The 15739-nt window shown below is 71.6% G+C and carries 28 protein-coding genes; 27 read left to right on the forward strand and 1 reads right to left on the reverse strand.

From position 1 onward, the window contains the following. The first annotated feature begins 4 nt into the window (after window positions 1-4). The 18 genes from ABD207_RS25585 (at window position 5) to ABD207_RS25670 (ending at window position 8030) form a co-directional block, all read left to right on the forward strand. On the forward strand, window positions 5-277 hold the full coding sequence (locus ABD207_RS25585) for a hypothetical protein (RefSeq protein ID WP_344015488.1): 273 nt from the start codon (window positions 5-7) through the stop codon (window positions 275-277). Then, window positions 274-951, forward strand: coding sequence for a hypothetical protein (locus ABD207_RS25590; protein ID WP_344015489.1), 678 nt, complete (start codon window positions 274-276; stop codon window positions 949-951). Before ABD207_RS25585 ends, ABD207_RS25590 begins: the two co-directional genes overlap by 4 nt. After that, window positions 951-1196, forward strand: a complete 246-nt coding sequence (locus ABD207_RS25595; protein WP_344015490.1) for a hypothetical protein — start codon at window positions 951-953, stop codon at window positions 1194-1196. Before ABD207_RS25590 ends, ABD207_RS25595 begins: the two co-directional genes overlap by 1 nt. Next, a complete protein-coding gene (locus ABD207_RS25600) occupies window positions 1193-1558 on the forward strand; it encodes a hypothetical protein (protein ID WP_344015491.1) in 366 nt (121 codons plus the stop codon). Before ABD207_RS25595 ends, ABD207_RS25600 begins: the two co-directional genes overlap by 4 nt. Beyond that, window positions 1555-1836 carry a hypothetical protein gene (locus tag ABD207_RS25605; RefSeq protein WP_344015492.1) on the forward strand — a complete coding sequence of 94 codons (282 nt, stop codon included), beginning with the start codon at window positions 1555-1557 and terminating at the stop codon, window positions 1834-1836. The genes ABD207_RS25600 and ABD207_RS25605 overlap by 4 nt, the downstream gene beginning before the upstream one ends. Further along, window positions 1833-2867, forward strand: a complete 1035-nt coding sequence (locus ABD207_RS25610) for a hypothetical protein (protein ID WP_344015493.1) — start codon at window positions 1833-1835, stop codon at window positions 2865-2867. Before ABD207_RS25605 ends, ABD207_RS25610 begins: the two co-directional genes overlap by 4 nt. Before the next feature lie 84 nt (window positions 2868-2951). After that, window positions 2952-3233, forward strand: a complete 282-nt coding sequence (locus ABD207_RS25615) for a hypothetical protein (RefSeq protein ID WP_344015494.1) — start codon at window positions 2952-2954, stop codon at window positions 3231-3233. Then, window positions 3230-3763 carry a hypothetical protein gene (locus ABD207_RS25620; RefSeq protein ID WP_344015496.1) on the forward strand — a complete coding sequence of 178 codons (534 nt, stop codon included), beginning with the start codon at window positions 3230-3232 and terminating at the stop codon, window positions 3761-3763. The genes ABD207_RS25615 and ABD207_RS25620 overlap by 4 nt, the downstream gene beginning before the upstream one ends. Further along, window positions 3760-4461 (forward strand): exonuclease domain-containing protein, encoded by a 702-nt coding sequence (locus tag ABD207_RS25625; protein WP_344015497.1) that lies wholly within the window; start codon window positions 3760-3762, stop codon window positions 4459-4461. The genes ABD207_RS25620 and ABD207_RS25625 overlap by 4 nt, the downstream gene beginning before the upstream one ends. Then, window positions 4461-4775: a hypothetical protein gene (locus ABD207_RS25630; RefSeq protein WP_344015498.1), complete on the forward strand. Its 315-nt coding sequence runs from the start codon at window positions 4461-4463 to the stop codon at window positions 4773-4775. The genes ABD207_RS25625 and ABD207_RS25630 overlap by 1 nt, the downstream gene beginning before the upstream one ends. Next, window positions 4772-5026, forward strand: coding sequence for a hypothetical protein (locus ABD207_RS25635; RefSeq protein ID WP_344015500.1), 255 nt, complete (start codon window positions 4772-4774; stop codon window positions 5024-5026). Before ABD207_RS25630 ends, ABD207_RS25635 begins: the two co-directional genes overlap by 4 nt. Beyond that, on the forward strand, window positions 5026-5223 hold the full coding sequence (locus ABD207_RS25640) for a hypothetical protein (RefSeq protein ID WP_344015501.1): 198 nt from the start codon (window positions 5026-5028) through the stop codon (window positions 5221-5223). The genes ABD207_RS25635 and ABD207_RS25640 overlap by 1 nt, the downstream gene beginning before the upstream one ends. Then, window positions 5220-5600, forward strand: a complete 381-nt coding sequence (locus tag ABD207_RS25645; protein ID WP_344015502.1) for a restriction endonuclease — start codon at window positions 5220-5222, stop codon at window positions 5598-5600. Before ABD207_RS25640 ends, ABD207_RS25645 begins: the two co-directional genes overlap by 4 nt. After that, complete coding sequence (locus ABD207_RS25650; protein ID WP_344015503.1) at window positions 5600-6469, forward strand: hypothetical protein; 870 nt, start codon at window positions 5600-5602, stop codon at window positions 6467-6469. The genes ABD207_RS25645 and ABD207_RS25650 overlap by 1 nt, the downstream gene beginning before the upstream one ends. Further along, entirely contained in the window at window positions 6466-7086 is a 621-nt protein-coding gene (locus ABD207_RS32205; RefSeq protein WP_425580824.1) for a WhiB family transcriptional regulator, read from the forward strand. Before ABD207_RS25650 ends, ABD207_RS32205 begins: the two co-directional genes overlap by 4 nt. Continuing rightward, window positions 7083-7394, forward strand: a complete 312-nt coding sequence (locus ABD207_RS25660; RefSeq protein ID WP_344015504.1) for a hypothetical protein — start codon at window positions 7083-7085, stop codon at window positions 7392-7394. The genes ABD207_RS32205 and ABD207_RS25660 overlap by 4 nt, the downstream gene beginning before the upstream one ends. Continuing rightward, a complete protein-coding gene (locus ABD207_RS25665) occupies window positions 7391-7606 on the forward strand; it encodes a hypothetical protein (RefSeq protein ID WP_344015505.1) in 216 nt (71 codons plus the stop codon). The genes ABD207_RS25660 and ABD207_RS25665 overlap by 4 nt, the downstream gene beginning before the upstream one ends. Before the next feature lie 94 nt (window positions 7607-7700). Then, on the forward strand, window positions 7701-8030 hold the full coding sequence (locus ABD207_RS25670; protein WP_344015506.1) for a hypothetical protein: 330 nt from the start codon (window positions 7701-7703) through the stop codon (window positions 8028-8030). Between the two features lie 61 nt (window positions 8031-8091). Here the strand turns inward: ABD207_RS25670 and ABD207_RS25675 are convergent, their stop codons facing one another. Beyond that, the gene (locus ABD207_RS25675) at window positions 8092-8409 is read right to left on the reverse strand and encodes a type II toxin-antitoxin system prevent-host-death family antitoxin (RefSeq protein WP_344015508.1); all 318 of its coding nucleotides are present in this window, start codon (window positions 8407-8409) and stop codon (window positions 8092-8094) included. Between the two features lie 156 nt (window positions 8410-8565). On the opposite strand from ABD207_RS25675, the gene ABD207_RS25680 reads away from it, so the two are divergent. From ABD207_RS25680 to ABD207_RS25725, 9 genes are all read left to right on the forward strand, one after another. Then, on the forward strand, window positions 8566-9423 hold the full coding sequence (locus ABD207_RS25680) for a hypothetical protein (protein WP_344015509.1): 858 nt from the start codon (window positions 8566-8568) through the stop codon (window positions 9421-9423). Next, the gene (locus ABD207_RS25685) at window positions 9404-10024 is read left to right on the forward strand and encodes a DnaA ATPase domain-containing protein (RefSeq protein ID WP_344015510.1); all 621 of its coding nucleotides are present in this window, start codon (window positions 9404-9406) and stop codon (window positions 10022-10024) included. The genes ABD207_RS25680 and ABD207_RS25685 overlap by 20 nt, the downstream gene beginning before the upstream one ends. A gap of 97 nt (window positions 10025-10121) precedes the next feature. After that, complete coding sequence (locus ABD207_RS25690; RefSeq protein WP_344015512.1) at window positions 10122-11483, forward strand: replicative DNA helicase; 1362 nt, start codon at window positions 10122-10124, stop codon at window positions 11481-11483. Then, window positions 11480-11713 (forward strand): hypothetical protein, encoded by a 234-nt coding sequence (locus tag ABD207_RS25695; protein WP_344015513.1) that lies wholly within the window; start codon window positions 11480-11482, stop codon window positions 11711-11713. Before ABD207_RS25690 ends, ABD207_RS25695 begins: the two co-directional genes overlap by 4 nt. A 602-nt stretch (window positions 11714-12315) precedes the next feature. Continuing rightward, window positions 12316-13143, forward strand: a complete 828-nt coding sequence (locus tag ABD207_RS25705; RefSeq protein WP_343998344.1) for a DNA adenine methylase — start codon at window positions 12316-12318, stop codon at window positions 13141-13143. A gap of 74 nt (window positions 13144-13217) precedes the next feature. Beyond that, window positions 13218-13979: a DNA-methyltransferase gene (locus tag ABD207_RS25710; RefSeq protein ID WP_344015516.1), complete on the forward strand. Its 762-nt coding sequence runs from the start codon at window positions 13218-13220 to the stop codon at window positions 13977-13979. 70 nt (window positions 13980-14049) lie between these two features. Continuing rightward, entirely contained in the window at window positions 14050-14289 is a 240-nt protein-coding gene (locus ABD207_RS25715) for a hypothetical protein (protein WP_344015517.1), read from the forward strand. A 54-nt stretch (window positions 14290-14343) separates the two neighbouring features. Further along, a complete protein-coding gene (locus ABD207_RS25720; protein ID WP_344015518.1) occupies window positions 14344-15438 on the forward strand; it encodes a hypothetical protein in 1095 nt (364 codons plus the stop codon). Continuing rightward, the gene (locus tag ABD207_RS25725) at window positions 15435-15725 is read left to right on the forward strand and encodes a hypothetical protein (RefSeq protein WP_344015519.1); all 291 of its coding nucleotides are present in this window, start codon (window positions 15435-15437) and stop codon (window positions 15723-15725) included. Before ABD207_RS25720 ends, ABD207_RS25725 begins: the two co-directional genes overlap by 4 nt. Window positions 15726-15739 lie beyond the last annotated feature (14 nt).

Raw genomic sequence — 15739 nt, forward strand, 5'->3', positions numbered from 1 at the left:
ACAGATGGCCACATCATTGCAGATCCAGCTCAGGCCGCAGAACCCTCCGCGGGTGGTGTCGCTGCACAAGGCGCCGCTGCCGGGCACGGAGTTCGTGGACCGTAACGGCGACGTGTGGGTGCCGTCGGGGCACACCCCGTCGGGCGAGCTGCTGCTGTCGTGCCCGCAGCCGAAGAACCCGGAGGACTGCGGGGAGGGCGAGTCGTTCGCGTGGACGTACCGGCTGGTGCAGTCCGCGTTCGGTCCGCTGATCGGGCGATCGGCGGTGACGGCATGAACCCGATGCGTGTGGCCGCGGCGGCGGACGTGATCCGTGCCGCGATGGATGAGGGCCGTGTGACGGCTGCGGCGTTTGCAATCGCGCTGGACAAGGCGCAGTTGTTGCAGTCGCCGGAGATGCGGGCGGAGATCCAGATTCTGCGCGGGGAGCGTGAGGCGCTGGGCGAGAGCCTGCGGGAGGCGACCGCCGATCTGGCCGAAGCCCAGGCCCAGATCGCCGAGATGGAGGAGCGGCAGGCCCGGCAGCACTCGGAGCTGACCGCACTGCGGACCGACGCGCTGAACATCCGCGGGGCGCTGGCCCCGGCCGACGGTCGCCGGCGCGTTCCGTTCGAGCTGGGGGAGGCGCTGCTCCCGGCTGTGGAGTGGCTGCTCGCTCGCGTCGCCGAGCTGGAGGAGCGGCTGGACACGGTGCGCGCGCTGCGCGACGCGGCCGAGGACGTCGGGATCGTCTCCGGTGGTTGGTTCACCGTCGCGGCCGTGCGCCGCGCCGCGAACGGTGAGGAACTGCCATCGCCGGCCAGCGACGACCTCGGCTGGGTGCTCCTTGCCACCCCGTGCGCCACGTGCGGCCACACCCTCAACTGGCACTGGGACGACGTCGGGTGCACGGTCGACGGCTGCACCTGCGGGCGGTTCCACGAGCCGATCACCGAGGCGGGTGATCTGTGATGCCTGCTGCATCCCCGAGTGAGTGGCTGGCCGCGGCCGGCGTCGGCGTCGGAGTGTTCGGCGCGTTCGTGGCGCTGCCGGTGCTCGCCCTCGCTGACAAGGACCAGCCGGTGCGTCTGACGCTGGTGCCAGTGCGCGCGACTGCGGAGGCGGTCGCGCAGGCGGCGGCGTGGGCCCGGTTCCAGGCGGCTGTGCTGCTGCTGGCGTGGGCGGGCCTGGTGGCTCCGAAGGAGGTCGCCCGATGAGTGTGACGCCTGTGGACGGGCCGTTCCCGATCCGGGTGGAGGCGACTCCGTCCGGCTGCGAGCTCGACATCACCGCGTACCTGACGCGGGCGGTGCTCACGGAGCTGATCACCGCTGCTGACGAGGACCCGGAGGGCCTGGTCGACGAGCTCCGCGACATGGCCAGCCTGCTGCGGTCCGCGCTGCACCAGGGGCCGGACTCGCACGCCCGGCACGAGTTCGACGAGCGCATGCAAGAGCTGGTCGAGGAGCTGGGCGGCGGGACGGTGCCGGTGTACGGCGCGCAGGTGGTGCGGCTGGCGGAGGCGCTGGCCCGGATCGTGGCGCCGCGGCCGGTGCCGGGACAGCGGGGTGCGGCATGAGCCGGCTGTCTCGTTGGCCGCGCGCCGATCACAAGCGTGCCGCTGCCAACGCCCGCCGCGAGCCGGGGGTGTGGCAGTCCGTCAACACCTACCGCAGCCATCAGACGGCGAGGGGCATGGCCTACATGATCCGCACCGGTCATCCCATCAGCGGGCCGAAGTACGGCACGCCGTACCTGCCGGCCGAGGCGTTCGAGACGCGGCTGGTGCCCGTGGATGACGGCACCGCGCTGGAAGTCCGATTCATCAGCACCACCAGGAAGGACTCCGCACAGTGACCACCCTGACGGAGCAGCAAATCACCGCCCTCGCACGGCTCCGCGAGCCGTTCCCTGACACCGAGATCCGCTACCTGCCGCGCGTCTGGTGCGGCGCCTGCCGCGACATGAAGGGCGCGTGCAAGAACCACCAGCGCGTCAAGTGCCAGAAGTGCCGCAACAGCATCAGCTCGGCCCACATCGATCTGGCCTACGTCGGTCACGCCGAGGCAACGAACCGGCTCCTGAACGTCGATCCTGGGTGGACGTGGGAGCCCGTCAGCCTCGACGAGCGGGGGCTGCCGCAGTACGACCAGAACGGCGGCCTGTGGATTCGCCTCACGGTGTGCGGGGTGACGCGGCTCGGCTACGGCAACGCCGAAGGAAAGCGCGGCGGGGACGCCGTGAAGGAGATCATCGGCGACGCGATCCGGAACGCTGGCATGCGGTTTGGGATGGCTCTGGACCTGTGGACGTCGTCCGATCTGGAGATCGCGGAGCACGGGCCGAGGGACACTCCTGCGGAGCCTCCGGCTGAGCACCGTGCAGAGATGCGGCAGCGTCGGCCCGCTCCGTCGCAGGGTGTCCCGCCGGAGCAGAGACTCGCCGACGAGGCTGGCAAGGCTACCGACCCGGCCGGGGTGCGGGATGTCTACCGGAAGGCGAAGGACGCCGGGGTGCTCGCGGCGACGGTGAAGGTCGGCGAGGAGACGCAGGAGCTGGGCAAGTTCCTGATCTCGCGGGGCAAGCAGCTCGCCGAGCCCGCCCCGGCCGAGGGCCAGGCGGACGACGAGGGCGTGGTGGAGGGCGAGCTCGTGGAGAGCGTGGACGCGGGCCTGACCCCGTACCACGGCGAGCACGGCTACCCGGAAGGCGAGAGCCCCGAGGAGCAGGCGCAGGCCGCCGAGAAGGAACTGCGCGCCGCCGCCGCCACGGCCGGTCTCGACAACCTCGACGAGGAGTTCGAGCGGTCCTACGGCCTGCCCATCAGCGAAGCCGGCGCTCAGCAGCTCCGTGAGATGACCGCCATTCTCACCGGCTCCGCTGCCTGACCCACACCCCTTTCCCCACAGGCGGGGGCGTCCTGCCCGTCCACAGCAGGCAGGGCGCCCCCGCCAGTAAGGAGATCACACCCCATGTCAGAGATCGAGTTCACCGCCAACCTCGGGGGCCGCGCGGTCGTCGCGTCAGTTCTCGACCCCACCTCGGACCACGTCGTCCCCGACGAGCGTGGCTGCCCCGACTGCGAGCAGCCCGCGTACTTCTCCGGCTGCGACGCCCCCGGCTGCAACGGCTGGGGCTGCCAGAACTGCGGCAGCGGATGCGACCTCGACTTCTGCGACGAGGACGAATCCCGCTGCGCCCAGGCCATCGCCGAGCGCGACGAGGACGACGAGGAAGCGGAGGACGAGGCGTGAACCCCAAGGAAGCAGCGGCCCGTGAGGCGGTGCTGAAAGCCCTGCTCGACGTCGTCGATGCGGAGTACAAGGCGGCCCGCGCCGAGACCGCGAAGGCGCTCGAGCAGGCTGCGGAGACGACCGGCACACGGCAGGTCGCCGCGACGCTGCCGGACGGGACGGTCGTCGCCACCGCCAGTGTCACCGCGGGCGAGGCGGAGGCGCGGGTCGTCGACGAGCAGAAGTTCACCGCGTGGGTGCGGGACACCGTCGCCGAGGAGGTGGAACGGCGGTTCGTCACCGAGGTGCGGCCGGCGTTCCGGAAGAAGATCCTCGCCGAGCTGACGGCGGCCGGGGCCACGGAGTGGGCGGACCCGGCGACGGGCGTCATCCACGACGTGCCGGGTGTGGAGATCGTCCCGGCGCGGGCCCGCTCGCACCGCGTCTCGTTCCGGAAGGACGGACGCGAGCGGGTCATGCAGGCGTGGCGGGATGGCCGGCTGACCGCGGTGGTGCTGCCCGAGCTGATGGCCGGGGGTGGTGCGGAATGAGCACCCCGAGGCCGTGGAATCGCGGTCCGCTGGCCGCGTTCGACAGTGAGACGTCTGGTCGGGATCCGTTGTCGGCGCGGCTGGTGTCGGCTGCGCTCGTCGCCCCGTCGGGGCAGGTGCAGCGGTGGCTGTCCGATGTGGGCGGGGAGGAGATCCCGGCGGAGGCCGCGCGGGTACACGGCATCAGCACGGAGTATGCGCGGGCGCATGGCCGGCCCGCGAAGACGGTGGTCGACGAGGTCGCCGACGCGGTGGCGTGGGTGCTGAGGGTCGGGCCGCTGGTGGTGATGAACGCGCCCTACGACCTCACCCTGCTGGAGGCGGAGTGCCGGCGGCACGGTGTGCCGACGGTGAGGGAGAGGCTCGGCGGCCCGGTGGGGCCGATCGTCGACCCGCTCGTCCTCGACCGTGCCACCGACCGGTACCGGCGGGGCAAGCGCACGCTTGAGGCGCTGGCCGCGCACTACGGGGTGCAGCTGGAGGGTGCGCACTCTGCGGACGCTGACGCGCTGGCGGCGCTGGAGGTGGCCCGCCAGATCGCCGAGCGGTTCCCGAACTTGCAGGTGCCGGCTCAGGCGTTGCACCGGCTTCAGGTCGGCTGGCACGCCCGGTGGGCTGACAGCTTCGCCTCCTACCTGGCGCGACGTGGTGAGCCGGCGGACATCGACGGCTCGTGGCCGGTGCGGGGGGTGGCGTGATGTTCGGGTTCACCAGCACGGCGCGGCTGCGGCAGGAGCTGGCCGTAAGGGATGCGCGGATCGCGAAGCTGATGCAGGAGCGCGATGACGCCCGCAGTGAGCGGGACGCGTTCAAGGCCGCCGCGGAGATCACGGAGCTGCGCGCGTCGGCCGCCTACCGCGGGGAGCGGCTCATCGAGGGCGGAAGGTTCCGCCGGATGACGGCCTCGGACGAGGTGCAGCAGCTTCGGGCGCAGGCGCGGGAGTTGGACAAGCGTCTGCGGGAGCTGACCGAGATCAACCAGCGGTGCACGTGCGGGGGTGGCGCGTCGTGAACGAGCGCCTCGCCGTCGGTGCGGCGTCGCTGGCGGGTGGCCTGTCCGGGCTGACCGCGGTGGCGCGAGCCATGCTGCCTCGCCCGTCGGGCCGGCACCGGGCTCCGCAGCGGGCGCCGTTCGCGCTCGCTCCGCAGGAGTTCCGGCTGTGCCTGAAGTGCGGGGTGGAGACCGCCGCCACGGTGTTCCCGAACGGGGCGTTCTCGTGCACGGAGGGCCACCTGTATGTGCCGGGCGGGGGTGGCCGCTGATGGGCGCCGACGGTATGGAGATCGCCCGCGTCGCGGCCTGGGTGCCGCCCCTGACGGCCGAGGAGAAGCGGCGGGCGTCGCTGTACGTCGCCGGGATGGTCGCTCGCGATGCGGCCGAGGCCCGCCTGCTTCTTGAGGCATTGGGGCTGATCGAGCCCCGCACCACCACCACTACGTCCCAGGGGGGATTGTCATGACCAGCGACACGCCGAAGAGTCGCCGCTCCAACTATTTGCGCGGCAGGGACCTTGAGCACCGCGTCCGCGCCCACCTCCGCGACGAGGGATACGAGGTGCTGCGTACCGCCGGTTCGAAGAGCAAGGTCGACCTCGTCGCCATCAAGGCCGGCCAGATCCTGTTCGTGCAGTGCAAGCGGTCCGGGGCGCTGCCCCCGGCGGAGTGGAACGCGCTGTGGGATCTCGCGGTCATGGCGGGGGCGGTGCCGGTGCTCGCCGAGCAGCTCCCGCGTGGGCGCCGCTACTGGCGGCTGACCGGGCGGAAGGACAGGCCGGGCGCGCGCCAGCCCTATGAGGAGATCGTCCTCGACGAACTCGCTGCGGGGGTGGCGTCCTGATGCCCGCGCCGAGCAAGGCCACCGACGCCGAGATCCTCGCCCTCATCCGCGAGGGCCTCGGCAACCACCGCATCGCTCGAGAGCTGCACTGCGACGCGAGCCGAGTCCGCCGACTCCGCAAAGCGCACGGCCTGCCCAACGCCGTGCAGCAGCCGCTCCCCCTCGAGGAGAAGTGGCGGGCCTACACGCGGCCCGTCGACGGCGGACATCTCGAGTGGACCGGGCCCCGCGCCGGCTCCACCGGCACACCCCAAATGCGCCACGGGAAGGACCGATACAGCGGCGCCGCCGTCGCCTTTCGGATCCACCACGGCCGCCCACCCCGCGGCTACGTCATCGCCGACTGCGGCTATCCGCACTGCGTCGCCCCGGAGCACGTCCTCGACGAGACCGGCCGGTGGCAGAAGCGGCTCGAGGTCCGCGAGGCGCGCGGCCTCGGCCCCATCCCCGAGCAGTGCCCCGCCGGGCACGACATGAGCCGGTACGCCCGGCTGGAGCCCGACGGGATCGCCTACTGCCAGGAATGCAAGCGGCTCGACAAGCGGGCCGCCCGCGGCGAGTGCGAGCCCCGCTCCGGACGCCCGGCGAGCCTCGAGGAGGCGTTCCGCCGGCACACCGAGCCCGTCGACGGCGGGCACGTGCGTTGGACCGGCCCCACCCCCAAGGGGCTGCCCACCTTCTGGTTCGCCCGCCGGCCCCATACCGCCTACCGCGTCGCGTTCCGCCTCGAGCACGGCCGCGACCCCGACGGGCTGGTCAAGCCCGGCTGCGACATGCCGCAGTGCGTCGCCGGCCCCCACCTCGAGGACCGGCCGATGCGGAAGCGCACCGACTCCCTGTTCACCGCGATCTTCGGAGACGTCGCATGACCACACCCACGAGCCCTCGTCGACCCGACTGGCGGGACCAGGCCGCCTGCGTCCAGCAGGGCGAGCCGGAGGACTGGTTCCCGCACCCCACCAACCTGGCCGCCATCGACGCCGCCAAGCGCGTGTGTTTCCGCTGCCCGGTGATGCTCGACTGCGCCCAGTACGCGCTCACCACCCGCCAGGAAACCGGCGTGTGGGGCGGCCTGTCCGAAGGGCAGCGGTACACGCTGACGAAGAAGCGGCGCGTGCACCTGGCCGGCCCGGACCGGATCCGGGCCGAGGTACTGCGGGTGCTCCGGCCCGAGATGGACCCGGTCACCCGGCTCGAGGACGTGTGGGAGCGGAGCACCCGCCCGCTGCCGGGCGGGCACCTCGCGTGGGCCGCCGGCACCGCCGCGCACGTCAAGATCCGCGGCGTCACGTACACGGCGAACCAGCTCGCGTTCACGGTCGACCGGGGCCGCCGCCCGGTCGGGATGGTGCGGCGCACACCCGACTGCGAGGTCGTGGAGTGCATCCACCCCAAGCATCTGGAGGACGCCCAGGAGCGCGAGCTGCGGCGGAAGCTCGACGAGCTCGGCGTGCAGCCGCGGCCGGTGGAGGCGGTGGCATCGTGAGCGAGCAGCCGGCCCGCGTGTGCGGGCACTGGATCGGCAGCGAGCACCGCTACTGCCGCACCACGGACGGAGTCCGCCACTACCTGCCCGGCTACCGGTGCCCGGCGCACACACCGCGCGCCCTGCGAGGGCTGGCGGAGATCCCGCCGGGGCCGGGCCTCCCGGCCGGGGCGTGGACGACCGTATCGCCGCTGAACGAGTCCCGCGTGCACGACGCGCTGGCGATCGTGTCCGGCAAGCGGCGGGCCAGCCAGGCGGCCCGCCGGGCTGCGCTGACCGTGGTCGCGTCGAGGGGTGAGTGGCTGTGACCCGGCGGGCAGGGCGTTGGGCGGCGGCCGGTCACTTCCTCCTCGGCGTCGGGCTCGGCACGAGCGCCACCCTCGCCGCCTGGTGGACGACCCGTTCCCTCACCGTGGCGGCCGTGGCGGGCGCGGTGATGTTCGCCGTGGTGTGGGCCGGCGGGGTGATCGCTGACCGTGCCGCGGTGCCCCCGTCCGAGCGGCGCAGGCGCCAGCCGTGAGTCAGTGCCCGCGCTGCGCCGCGCCTGTCCCGCCGCACGCTGCCTGGTGCAAGAAGTGCGGCGCCCCGATTGGCCCTTGACCAGGAGGACTCTCATGGCAGTGATACAGCCTGCCCTCGACGGCAGCATCCCGAGCCCGGCGCCGGAGCGCCGGCGGATCGACGACTACGACGCGTGGGTCGACCGCGTGCGGCCCGTGTTCCTGGAGGTTGCCCGCAGTGGTGAGCCCTTCCTGTTCTGGGAGGTCGCCCACCGGCATCGGCTTCCTGACCCGCCTGACCGTGACCACGACTGGGGCCGGCTCGCTGCGCAGCTGCACCGCGAGGGGGTGACGCGGACTGCGGGGTTCGGGCTGACGCGGGACCGGTCCGGCGTGCGCCGCTGGCGGGGGACTGCGGCGGCGCGTGACGGGCGGTTCGGCTGACGGCGTGAGTAAGGGCCCCCGGTCGGTGGGGCCCTTGCGGACGAGAGGAGGAGGCGCGGTGTCAGGAGTCGACAGCGAGTGCAGCGGCGGACAGTGCCTCGCGGATGATCCGCGAACGCTGCTCGTCGTAGGAGGTGCCGGTGCCGGGCTCCTGCGTGCGCCGGTGCAGTTCGTCGATGATCGCGCGGTCCCTGATCGCCTGCTCGTAGAACTCGGGCGGCACGACGTAGGCACTTCGGTCGCCGCGCTCTGTGAAGGCTCCAGGGCGCTTGCCGTACCGCACCTCGCGCAGGAGTTGGGTCAGGTTCGCGCGTGCGTGGGTCATCGAGACCTCGGCCACGCCGTCGTCCTTGATCTGAATGCCCTGGTCAGCAGTCATGGCCAGAGTGTAAGTCATTGCCAGTCCTTTCAATCTTGCCAATCTTTAAAGTAGTATGGCAGCGCGAGGACGTCGCTGCCAAGACGTGCCGGCCCGCAACGCCCTGCACACCAGACGTCCGCAGCCCATCACCACACGAAAGAAGCTCTCCACGCCATGGCTCGCATCCGATCGATCAAGCCGGAGTTCTTCACCTCCCTCGCGATCGCAGACCAGCCGCTGTCCGCGCGCCTGACCTTCATCGGTCTGTGGACCTACGTCGACGACAACGGAGTCGGCCTCGCGGACCCGCGGCTCATCCGAGCCGCCATCTGGCCCCTCGAAGAAGCTCCGGACATCCTCCAGAGGACTCGCGAGGATCTCCAGAGCCTTCACGCAGGGGGTCTCATCACCCTCTACGAAGCCTCCGGAAAGCAGCTCGTGGCCGTCACCAACTGGGCCGAGCACCAGAAGGTCAGCCACCCCCGCAAACCCCGCTACCCCAGGCCCGAAGAGGTCGACCACACCCCCGCTGACCTGGACTCTTGCAACCCTCCGAAGACTTCCGGAAATCCTCCGGAGGATCTCCAGAGCCCTCGCGAAACCCTCCGCCCTGAGCAGGGATCAGGGAGCAGGGAACAGGGAGCAGGGAAAGAAGAAGACGCGGAGCCTCCGGCATCCGCTGAAAACCCCATCCGGCACGACGTCGAGCGCGTGTGCAAGCACCTCGCCGACGTCGTCGCCCAAGGCGGAGGCAAGAAACCCACCATCACCAAAACGTGGCGCCGCGACACCCGCCTCCTGATCGACCGCGACGGAGTCACCCCCGACCAGGCCATCGCCGCCATCGACTGGGCCCACAACGACCCGTTCTGGCAGGCGCACATCCTCAGCCCCGGAAAGCTCCGCGCCAAGTACGAAACCCTCCGCCGCCAGGCCCTCGCCCGCCAACGCGGCCAGCGCCCGGCCGGCCCGCCCACCGCACCCAGCGACATCCCCAAGGAGGAGATCCCCGATGTCCTTCAGTTCGGCTGAAGAACTCAGCCCCCGCGAATCCGTCCTCGTCGAACGCCGCTACGCGGCCCTGCACCGCTTCGACGAGCGCATCCCCGCCCTGTACCGGCCGCCCATCGACCTGCCCAAGGAAGTCCTCGACTGGGTCGCCGGCTGGGGAGGCGCCAGCCTGTTCCTGACCGGGCACATCGGCGTCGGCAAGACACACACCGCATGGCAGACCTGCCGGCGCTGGCTCGAAGTGCAGTACGCCGCCGACCGCTCCTGGCGCGGCACCCCGGTCATCAAGATGTTCCGGTCGACGGCGCTGTTCGACGCGCTCCGCCCGGACGCCCCCAGTGGCGAGGGCCGCACCCTCGTGCGTGAACTCCAGACGTGTGACCTGCTGTTCATCGACGACCTCGCAGCAGCCCGCCCCACGGAGTGGACGCAGGAGCGACTGTTCGAACTGTTCGACGAGCGGTACATCAACCGCCGCCCCGTGATCGTCACCAGCGATGTGCTGCCCAACCATCTGTCCGAAGTGACCGGCCCGCGCGTCGCCTCCCGCCTCGCCGAGATGTGCCGCGGCAGCGTCGCCCTGCTCCGCGGCGACGACCGCCGGAAGGAGCCCCGCCCGTGAGCCTCCTCGACTTCTGCCAGACCCAGCCCTGCACCCAGTGCGACGGGCAGGACCACGCCACCCCCCACGCCGAAGCGATCGCCGAGGAGCTCTACACATGACCACCGACATCGAGACGCTCGCCCCGGACACCGCACCCCACACCGGGCCCGCAGACCCCGAAGCTGAACGCATCCTCGCCGCCACCGTCATGGCCCAACCCCGCCTCGTCGACGACCTCGCCGCCGAAGGCTTCGACCCCGCCGACATCAGCGACGAACGCCTCCGCATGATCTGGTACGCCGTCGAAGACCTCGCCCCCCACCTCACCTCCGGCGACATCCGCTGGGAAGCCGTCGCCCGCAAACTCGACGCCTGGCACGCCGAAGGCCGCATGGCCACCCGCCCCCTGACCGCCCTCCAACTCTCCGAGCTGTACAACCAGGCCATGCCCGGCGCCGCCGGCTACTGGGCCGACCGCGTCGCCCGCATCGCCGTCGCCGCCCGCGCTGCCGCCCTCGGCACCACCATGCGCCTCAAAGCCACCAGCCCCGCCTTCGACCCCGACACCGACGTCCCCGCCTTCCAAGCCGAGATCGACCACCTCGTCCGCCCCACCTCCGTCTCCCAGGCAGCCACCATCGGCGAACTGCTGCCCGCCGCCCTCGAACGCGCCATCACCCCGCCCAAGCAGGAACACCGCATCCCCACCGGCATCGTCGACCTCGACGCCCTCCTCTCCGGCGGCTGGGCACCCGGCCAACTCGTCGTCATCGGCGCCCGCCCCGCCATGGGCAAGACCACCCTCGCCACCGGCTTCGCCCGCGCCGCCGCCGTCACCCACCGCATCACCACCTACTTCGTGTCCCTGGAGATGAGCCGCGACGAACTCGCAAACACCGTCCTGTGCGGCGAAGCGAAGATCGCCCTCCACCACCTGAAGCGGGGCGTCGTCTCCAACGAGGACATGGCCCGCGCCGCCCTCAAACTGCCCGCCATCGGCGACGCCCCGCTGATCATCGACGACAACCCGCACGTCACCCTCGCCAGCCTCCGCGCCATCGTCCGCAGCATGGTCCGCACCCAGAACCTGCGCCTGCTGATCGTCGACTACCTCCAGCTCATGCAGGCCCCACGAGCCGAGTCCCGGCAGGTCGCCGTATCGATGATCTCCCGCGGACTGAAACTCCTCGCCAAGGAGTTCGGCATCACCGTCGTCGTCCTCGCCCAGCTCAACCGCGGACCCGAGCAGCGCCACGAGAAGACCCCCATGGTCGCCGACCTGCGCGAGTCCGGATCCATCGAGCAGGACGCCGACATCGTGATCCTTCTGCACCGCGAGGACGCCTACGAGGCAGAGACCGCCCGCGCCGGCGAAGCCGACCTGATCGTCGGCAAGCACCGCGGCGGCCCCCGCGGCACGGTCACCGTCGCCGCCCAACTGCACTACAGCCGGTTCGTCGACATGGCGGAAACGTGAACGCACCCCAGCCGGAAGACCTCGCGGCGATGCGCGAGGAGGGCGACCTGGTCCGCTACCTGCTCTCCCTCGTCGGCCGCACCCAGACCAAGCCGGACACCACCAGCAGCGAACCGGCCAAGCCCGACTACCACATCCGTCGTCCCGGCGCCTGGCCGTGCGGCACCGCCGCCACCGGGCCCACACCACCACCCTGCACCGACTGCGCCCCGAAGGAGATCACCCGATGAGCACAGACCGCCTCACCGACGAACAGCTCACCGACATCGACGCCCTCCGCGCCGAGCTGGAGAGCCTGCGCAAGGAACTTGCAGCCCTGCGTGAGGTGTCTCGCGGCTACTGCCCGGCCTGTGGCCGGGGCGACGCGGCGCCGACCTTCGAGGACTGGCAGCGCGAGCGGCAGCGCGCCGAGGAGGCCGAAGCGCGCGTGGCCGAGCTGGAACGCCCGACCATCGCCGTCGAACCGCAGCAGCCCACGACGGCCAGCCTGACCGTGGCCGAGCGCACGATGCTCGTCTACGCCCTCGAACAGGCACAGGAGCGGATCTGGTCGGAGGACGGGTTCACCGACGAGGACCAGGCCGCCGTCGACTCCCTGCGCCGCCTGACCGTCCCGCCGGGCGCCCCCNNCGCCCGGGCCTGGATGCGCGGCCTGATCACCACCGCGGCCTACCTCGCCGTCGTCCGGGACAGCGCCCGACCCCCGTCCTGGTGGGCCCGGCTGAGGCAGCACCTCGGCCACCACCCCACCCCGTGAACGCAAGCACCGCCCGCCCCGCGGCTATCGGGGCGGCCGGCCCACCCAGTCCACCACAACCACCCGGAGCAGCACATGACCACCGCGGTCCGATCGCCCATCCCGTACTTCGGCAGCAAACAGCGCATAGCCCCCTGGATCGTGTCCCTCCTGCCCCCGCACGAGCACTACGTCGAGCCCTACGCCGGCGGACTCTCCGTCCTCCTCGCCAAGCAGCCCTCCCGCATGGAAACCGTCAACGACCTCGACGGCGAACTGATGACCTTCTGGCGCGTCCTCCGCGACCGGCCCACCGAGCTGCTCCGCGCCTGCATGCTCACCCCGCACTCCCGTGCCGAGCTCGCCGCCACTTGGGACCCGACGGAGGACGACCTCGAGCTGGCCCGCCGCATCTGGTGCCGCCTCGCCCAAGGCCGCTCCGGCACGCTGCGCAACACCGGCTGGCGGCACTACATCGACCCGGCCGGCTCGGCCACGTCGATGCCCGGCTACCTCGAGGCCTACGCCCAGCGCCTCGCCGCAGCTGCAGAGCGCCTCCACGGCGTCTCACTGGAGTGCCTGCCCGCGCTCACCCTGATCGGCAAGTACGGGGCCCAACCGGACGTGCTGCTGTACGTGGATCCGCCGTACCTCGGCACGACCCGCCCGTGGTCGAACTACCGGCACGAGATGAAGACCGAGGAAGAGCATCGGGAGCTCGCGGCCGCGCTGGCCGACTGTCGAGCCGCGGTCGTCCTGTCCGGCTACAGCAGCCCGCTCTACGACGAGCTGTACGCCGGCTGGCACCGGTACACGCAGGCGTCGATGACCGGCAACGCCAAGACCGACAAGGCGCGGACCGAGGTGTTGTGGTCCAACCGGCCGCTCGGCAATCAGCTCGACCTGTTCACCGCCACCGCCTAGCCGTGACCACACCGCCCGCCCCGCGGCTATCGGGGCGGCCGGCCATCCGATCCCACCACACGAGAGGCACCACCGTGACCACCCCGTACTGGGAAGACCCCGACACCGGCCTTCAGCTCTACCTCGGCGACATGCGGGAGATCCTGCCCGCGCTCGGCCTGAAGGCGGACCTCGTGGTCGCCGATCCGCCCTACGGCGAAACCGCGCTGGACTGGGACCGGTGGCCCGACGGCTGGCCCACCCTCGCTGCGACCGTCGCCTCGTCGATGTGGTGCTTCGGCAGCATGCGCATGTTCCTCAACCGCCGCGACGAGTTCACCGACTGGAAGCTCAGCCAGGACATCGTCTGGGAGAAGCACAACGGCAGCGGGTTCGCCGCCGACCGCTTCAAGCGCGTCCACGAGATCGCCACCCACTGGTACCGCGGCGACTGGTGCGACGTACACCACGAAGTACCCACCGAAAGGTCCAGGCGGCGTGGCGGCGGTGAAGGCGGAGTGCGCGCAACGGCCACGGCTCGCGAGCACACCGGGAAGATCGCAGCGAAGACGTGGGACGGCTCCGACGGCATCCGACTGCTGCGGTCCGTCGTCAAGGTCCGATCGATGCACGGTCGCGCTCTACACCCGACGGAGAAGCCTCTCGGCGTCCTCGACCCGCTGATCCGCTACGCCTGCCCGCCCGGCGGTCTGGTCGTCGACCCGTTCGCCGGCAGCGGCAGCACGTTGGACGCCGCCCGCCAGACCGGGCGCCGCGCCATCGGCATCGAGGCGAACGAGAAGTACGCGGAAGCCGCCGCCCGCCGCCTGTCCGCGCTGACCCTGCCAGCCGCATGACCACAACACCGGCCGCCCCCGCGGCAATCAGGGGCGGCCGGCCATCCGATCCCACCAGAAAGGCACCACCATGACCAACCCCGCCGACGAACTCCGTCAGGCCGCCGACAAGCTCGCGCCCCAGACGGCCGAGCCGCCGACGCTCACGGGCGAATACCCGGACATCGACGCCTGCTACGCCCACATCCTCCGCACCACTGCCGAGACCTGCGACGCCGTCACCCGGCACGGCGTGACGCCCGACGAGAACGCCTTGTGGCTGGCGCCCGCGCTCGCCGCTGCCCGCCGCATCAACGCCGCTTCTGCCTGATCTGACCCGCCCGGCCGCCCCGCCACGGGGTGGCCCCACCACCCGGAGACCACGATGACCCAGCTCACCGCCACCTTCACCGTCACGATCAAGACCAAGCCTGACGGCGACTACTACTTCGACCACGACGACCTCGTCAGGAACGTCGTCCCGTGGATCGAGGGCGGCCTCGACGACCGCGACGACATCGCCGAGGTCACGATCACCGAGCAGGCCACCGAGGAAGCGCACGCCGAGCTGAGGCACGCGCGCGCCGCCCTCGCCCGCATCCGCCAGATGGCCGACTACTGGGAGCAGCACCTCCCCGAGGTGATCCGCACCCCGGCCGTCGTGTCCGCACTGCGGGCCGCGATGGAGCGCGCCGAGTCCGCCGCTGTGTCTGCTGCCGTGGCCCCACCCACCACCACCACGCACGGCCTGTCCGTGCAGCACGCCGACGCGTTGTGGGACGCCGTCGCCATCCCCGGCCCCCGCACGGCCACCTACCCCGAGCAGCACGAGCGGGTATGCCGGGCCGTCCGGGAGATCCTCGACGAGCTGACGCCCGCCCGCGCCGACGCCGACGCCCAGACCGCACTCCGCGACCGCATCGCCGAAGCGCTGATGCAGTGGGCCGAGGGCAACAACAGCCCGAAGTACACGTCGATGCGCCGCCCTGAGACCGTCGTGCAGAACGCTTACAGCCGCGCCGACGCGGTGCTTGCGGTGCTGCCGTCATCCGGGTGCCTGACTCCTGAGTACACCGACGGCCCTTGCCACTGCCCGGCCTGCGACCCTGCCGCCCACCGCACCGACCGGGCCGTCGTCCTCGCCGACGTGGAGCGCGCCATCCGCACCGCCACCGGCAGTTGCGGCTACAAGGCGGAGGACGGCTGCGACTTCTGCAACGGCGTCGACGCCGCGCTCGACCAGGTGCGCCGCGTGGCCGACGAGACGGCAACCGAGACGCCGCCCCTCGTGCACGTCGGCTGGTGGTGCTGGCGCGGTGGCAACCACGGCCACCTTGCCGCCATGGCCTGCCGCAGCGACAACGTCCCCATCCACGTCCCCGCCGAGTGGGAGGACGACATGCGCGCTGTGATCCAACGCCTCGAAGACGAGGACGACGAGCCCGCCGCCGGGGCGCGGCAGGACGGAGCCCACCAGTGATCACCGAAATAGCCGACGCCGGCCTGCACATCCTCTACGGCGCCCTCATATGGGTCTGCACCCTCGCCGCCCTCACAGCCCTCACCCTCGAGGCCGCCGCCTACACCGTGTACCGGGCCGTCAAAGCGTGGCGCGCCCGAGAAGCCCGCCAGGCGCCCGCCTCACGGCCGAACAAGCACCGCCGCGACTCTCGCACCGCAACAGCCCCTCACAGCCCGCGAGACGCCCGCACAGCACCCCCGCTGTGGGCCCGCACCCAACCACACACCTACGAGGAGGCCGCCTGATGGGCCGCACCCTC

It is taken from the genome of Streptomyces thermospinosisporus (assembly GCF_039526425.1).
Taxonomy (GTDB): domain Bacteria; phylum Actinomycetota; class Actinomycetes; order Streptomycetales; family Streptomycetaceae; genus Streptomyces; species Streptomyces thermocarboxydovorans.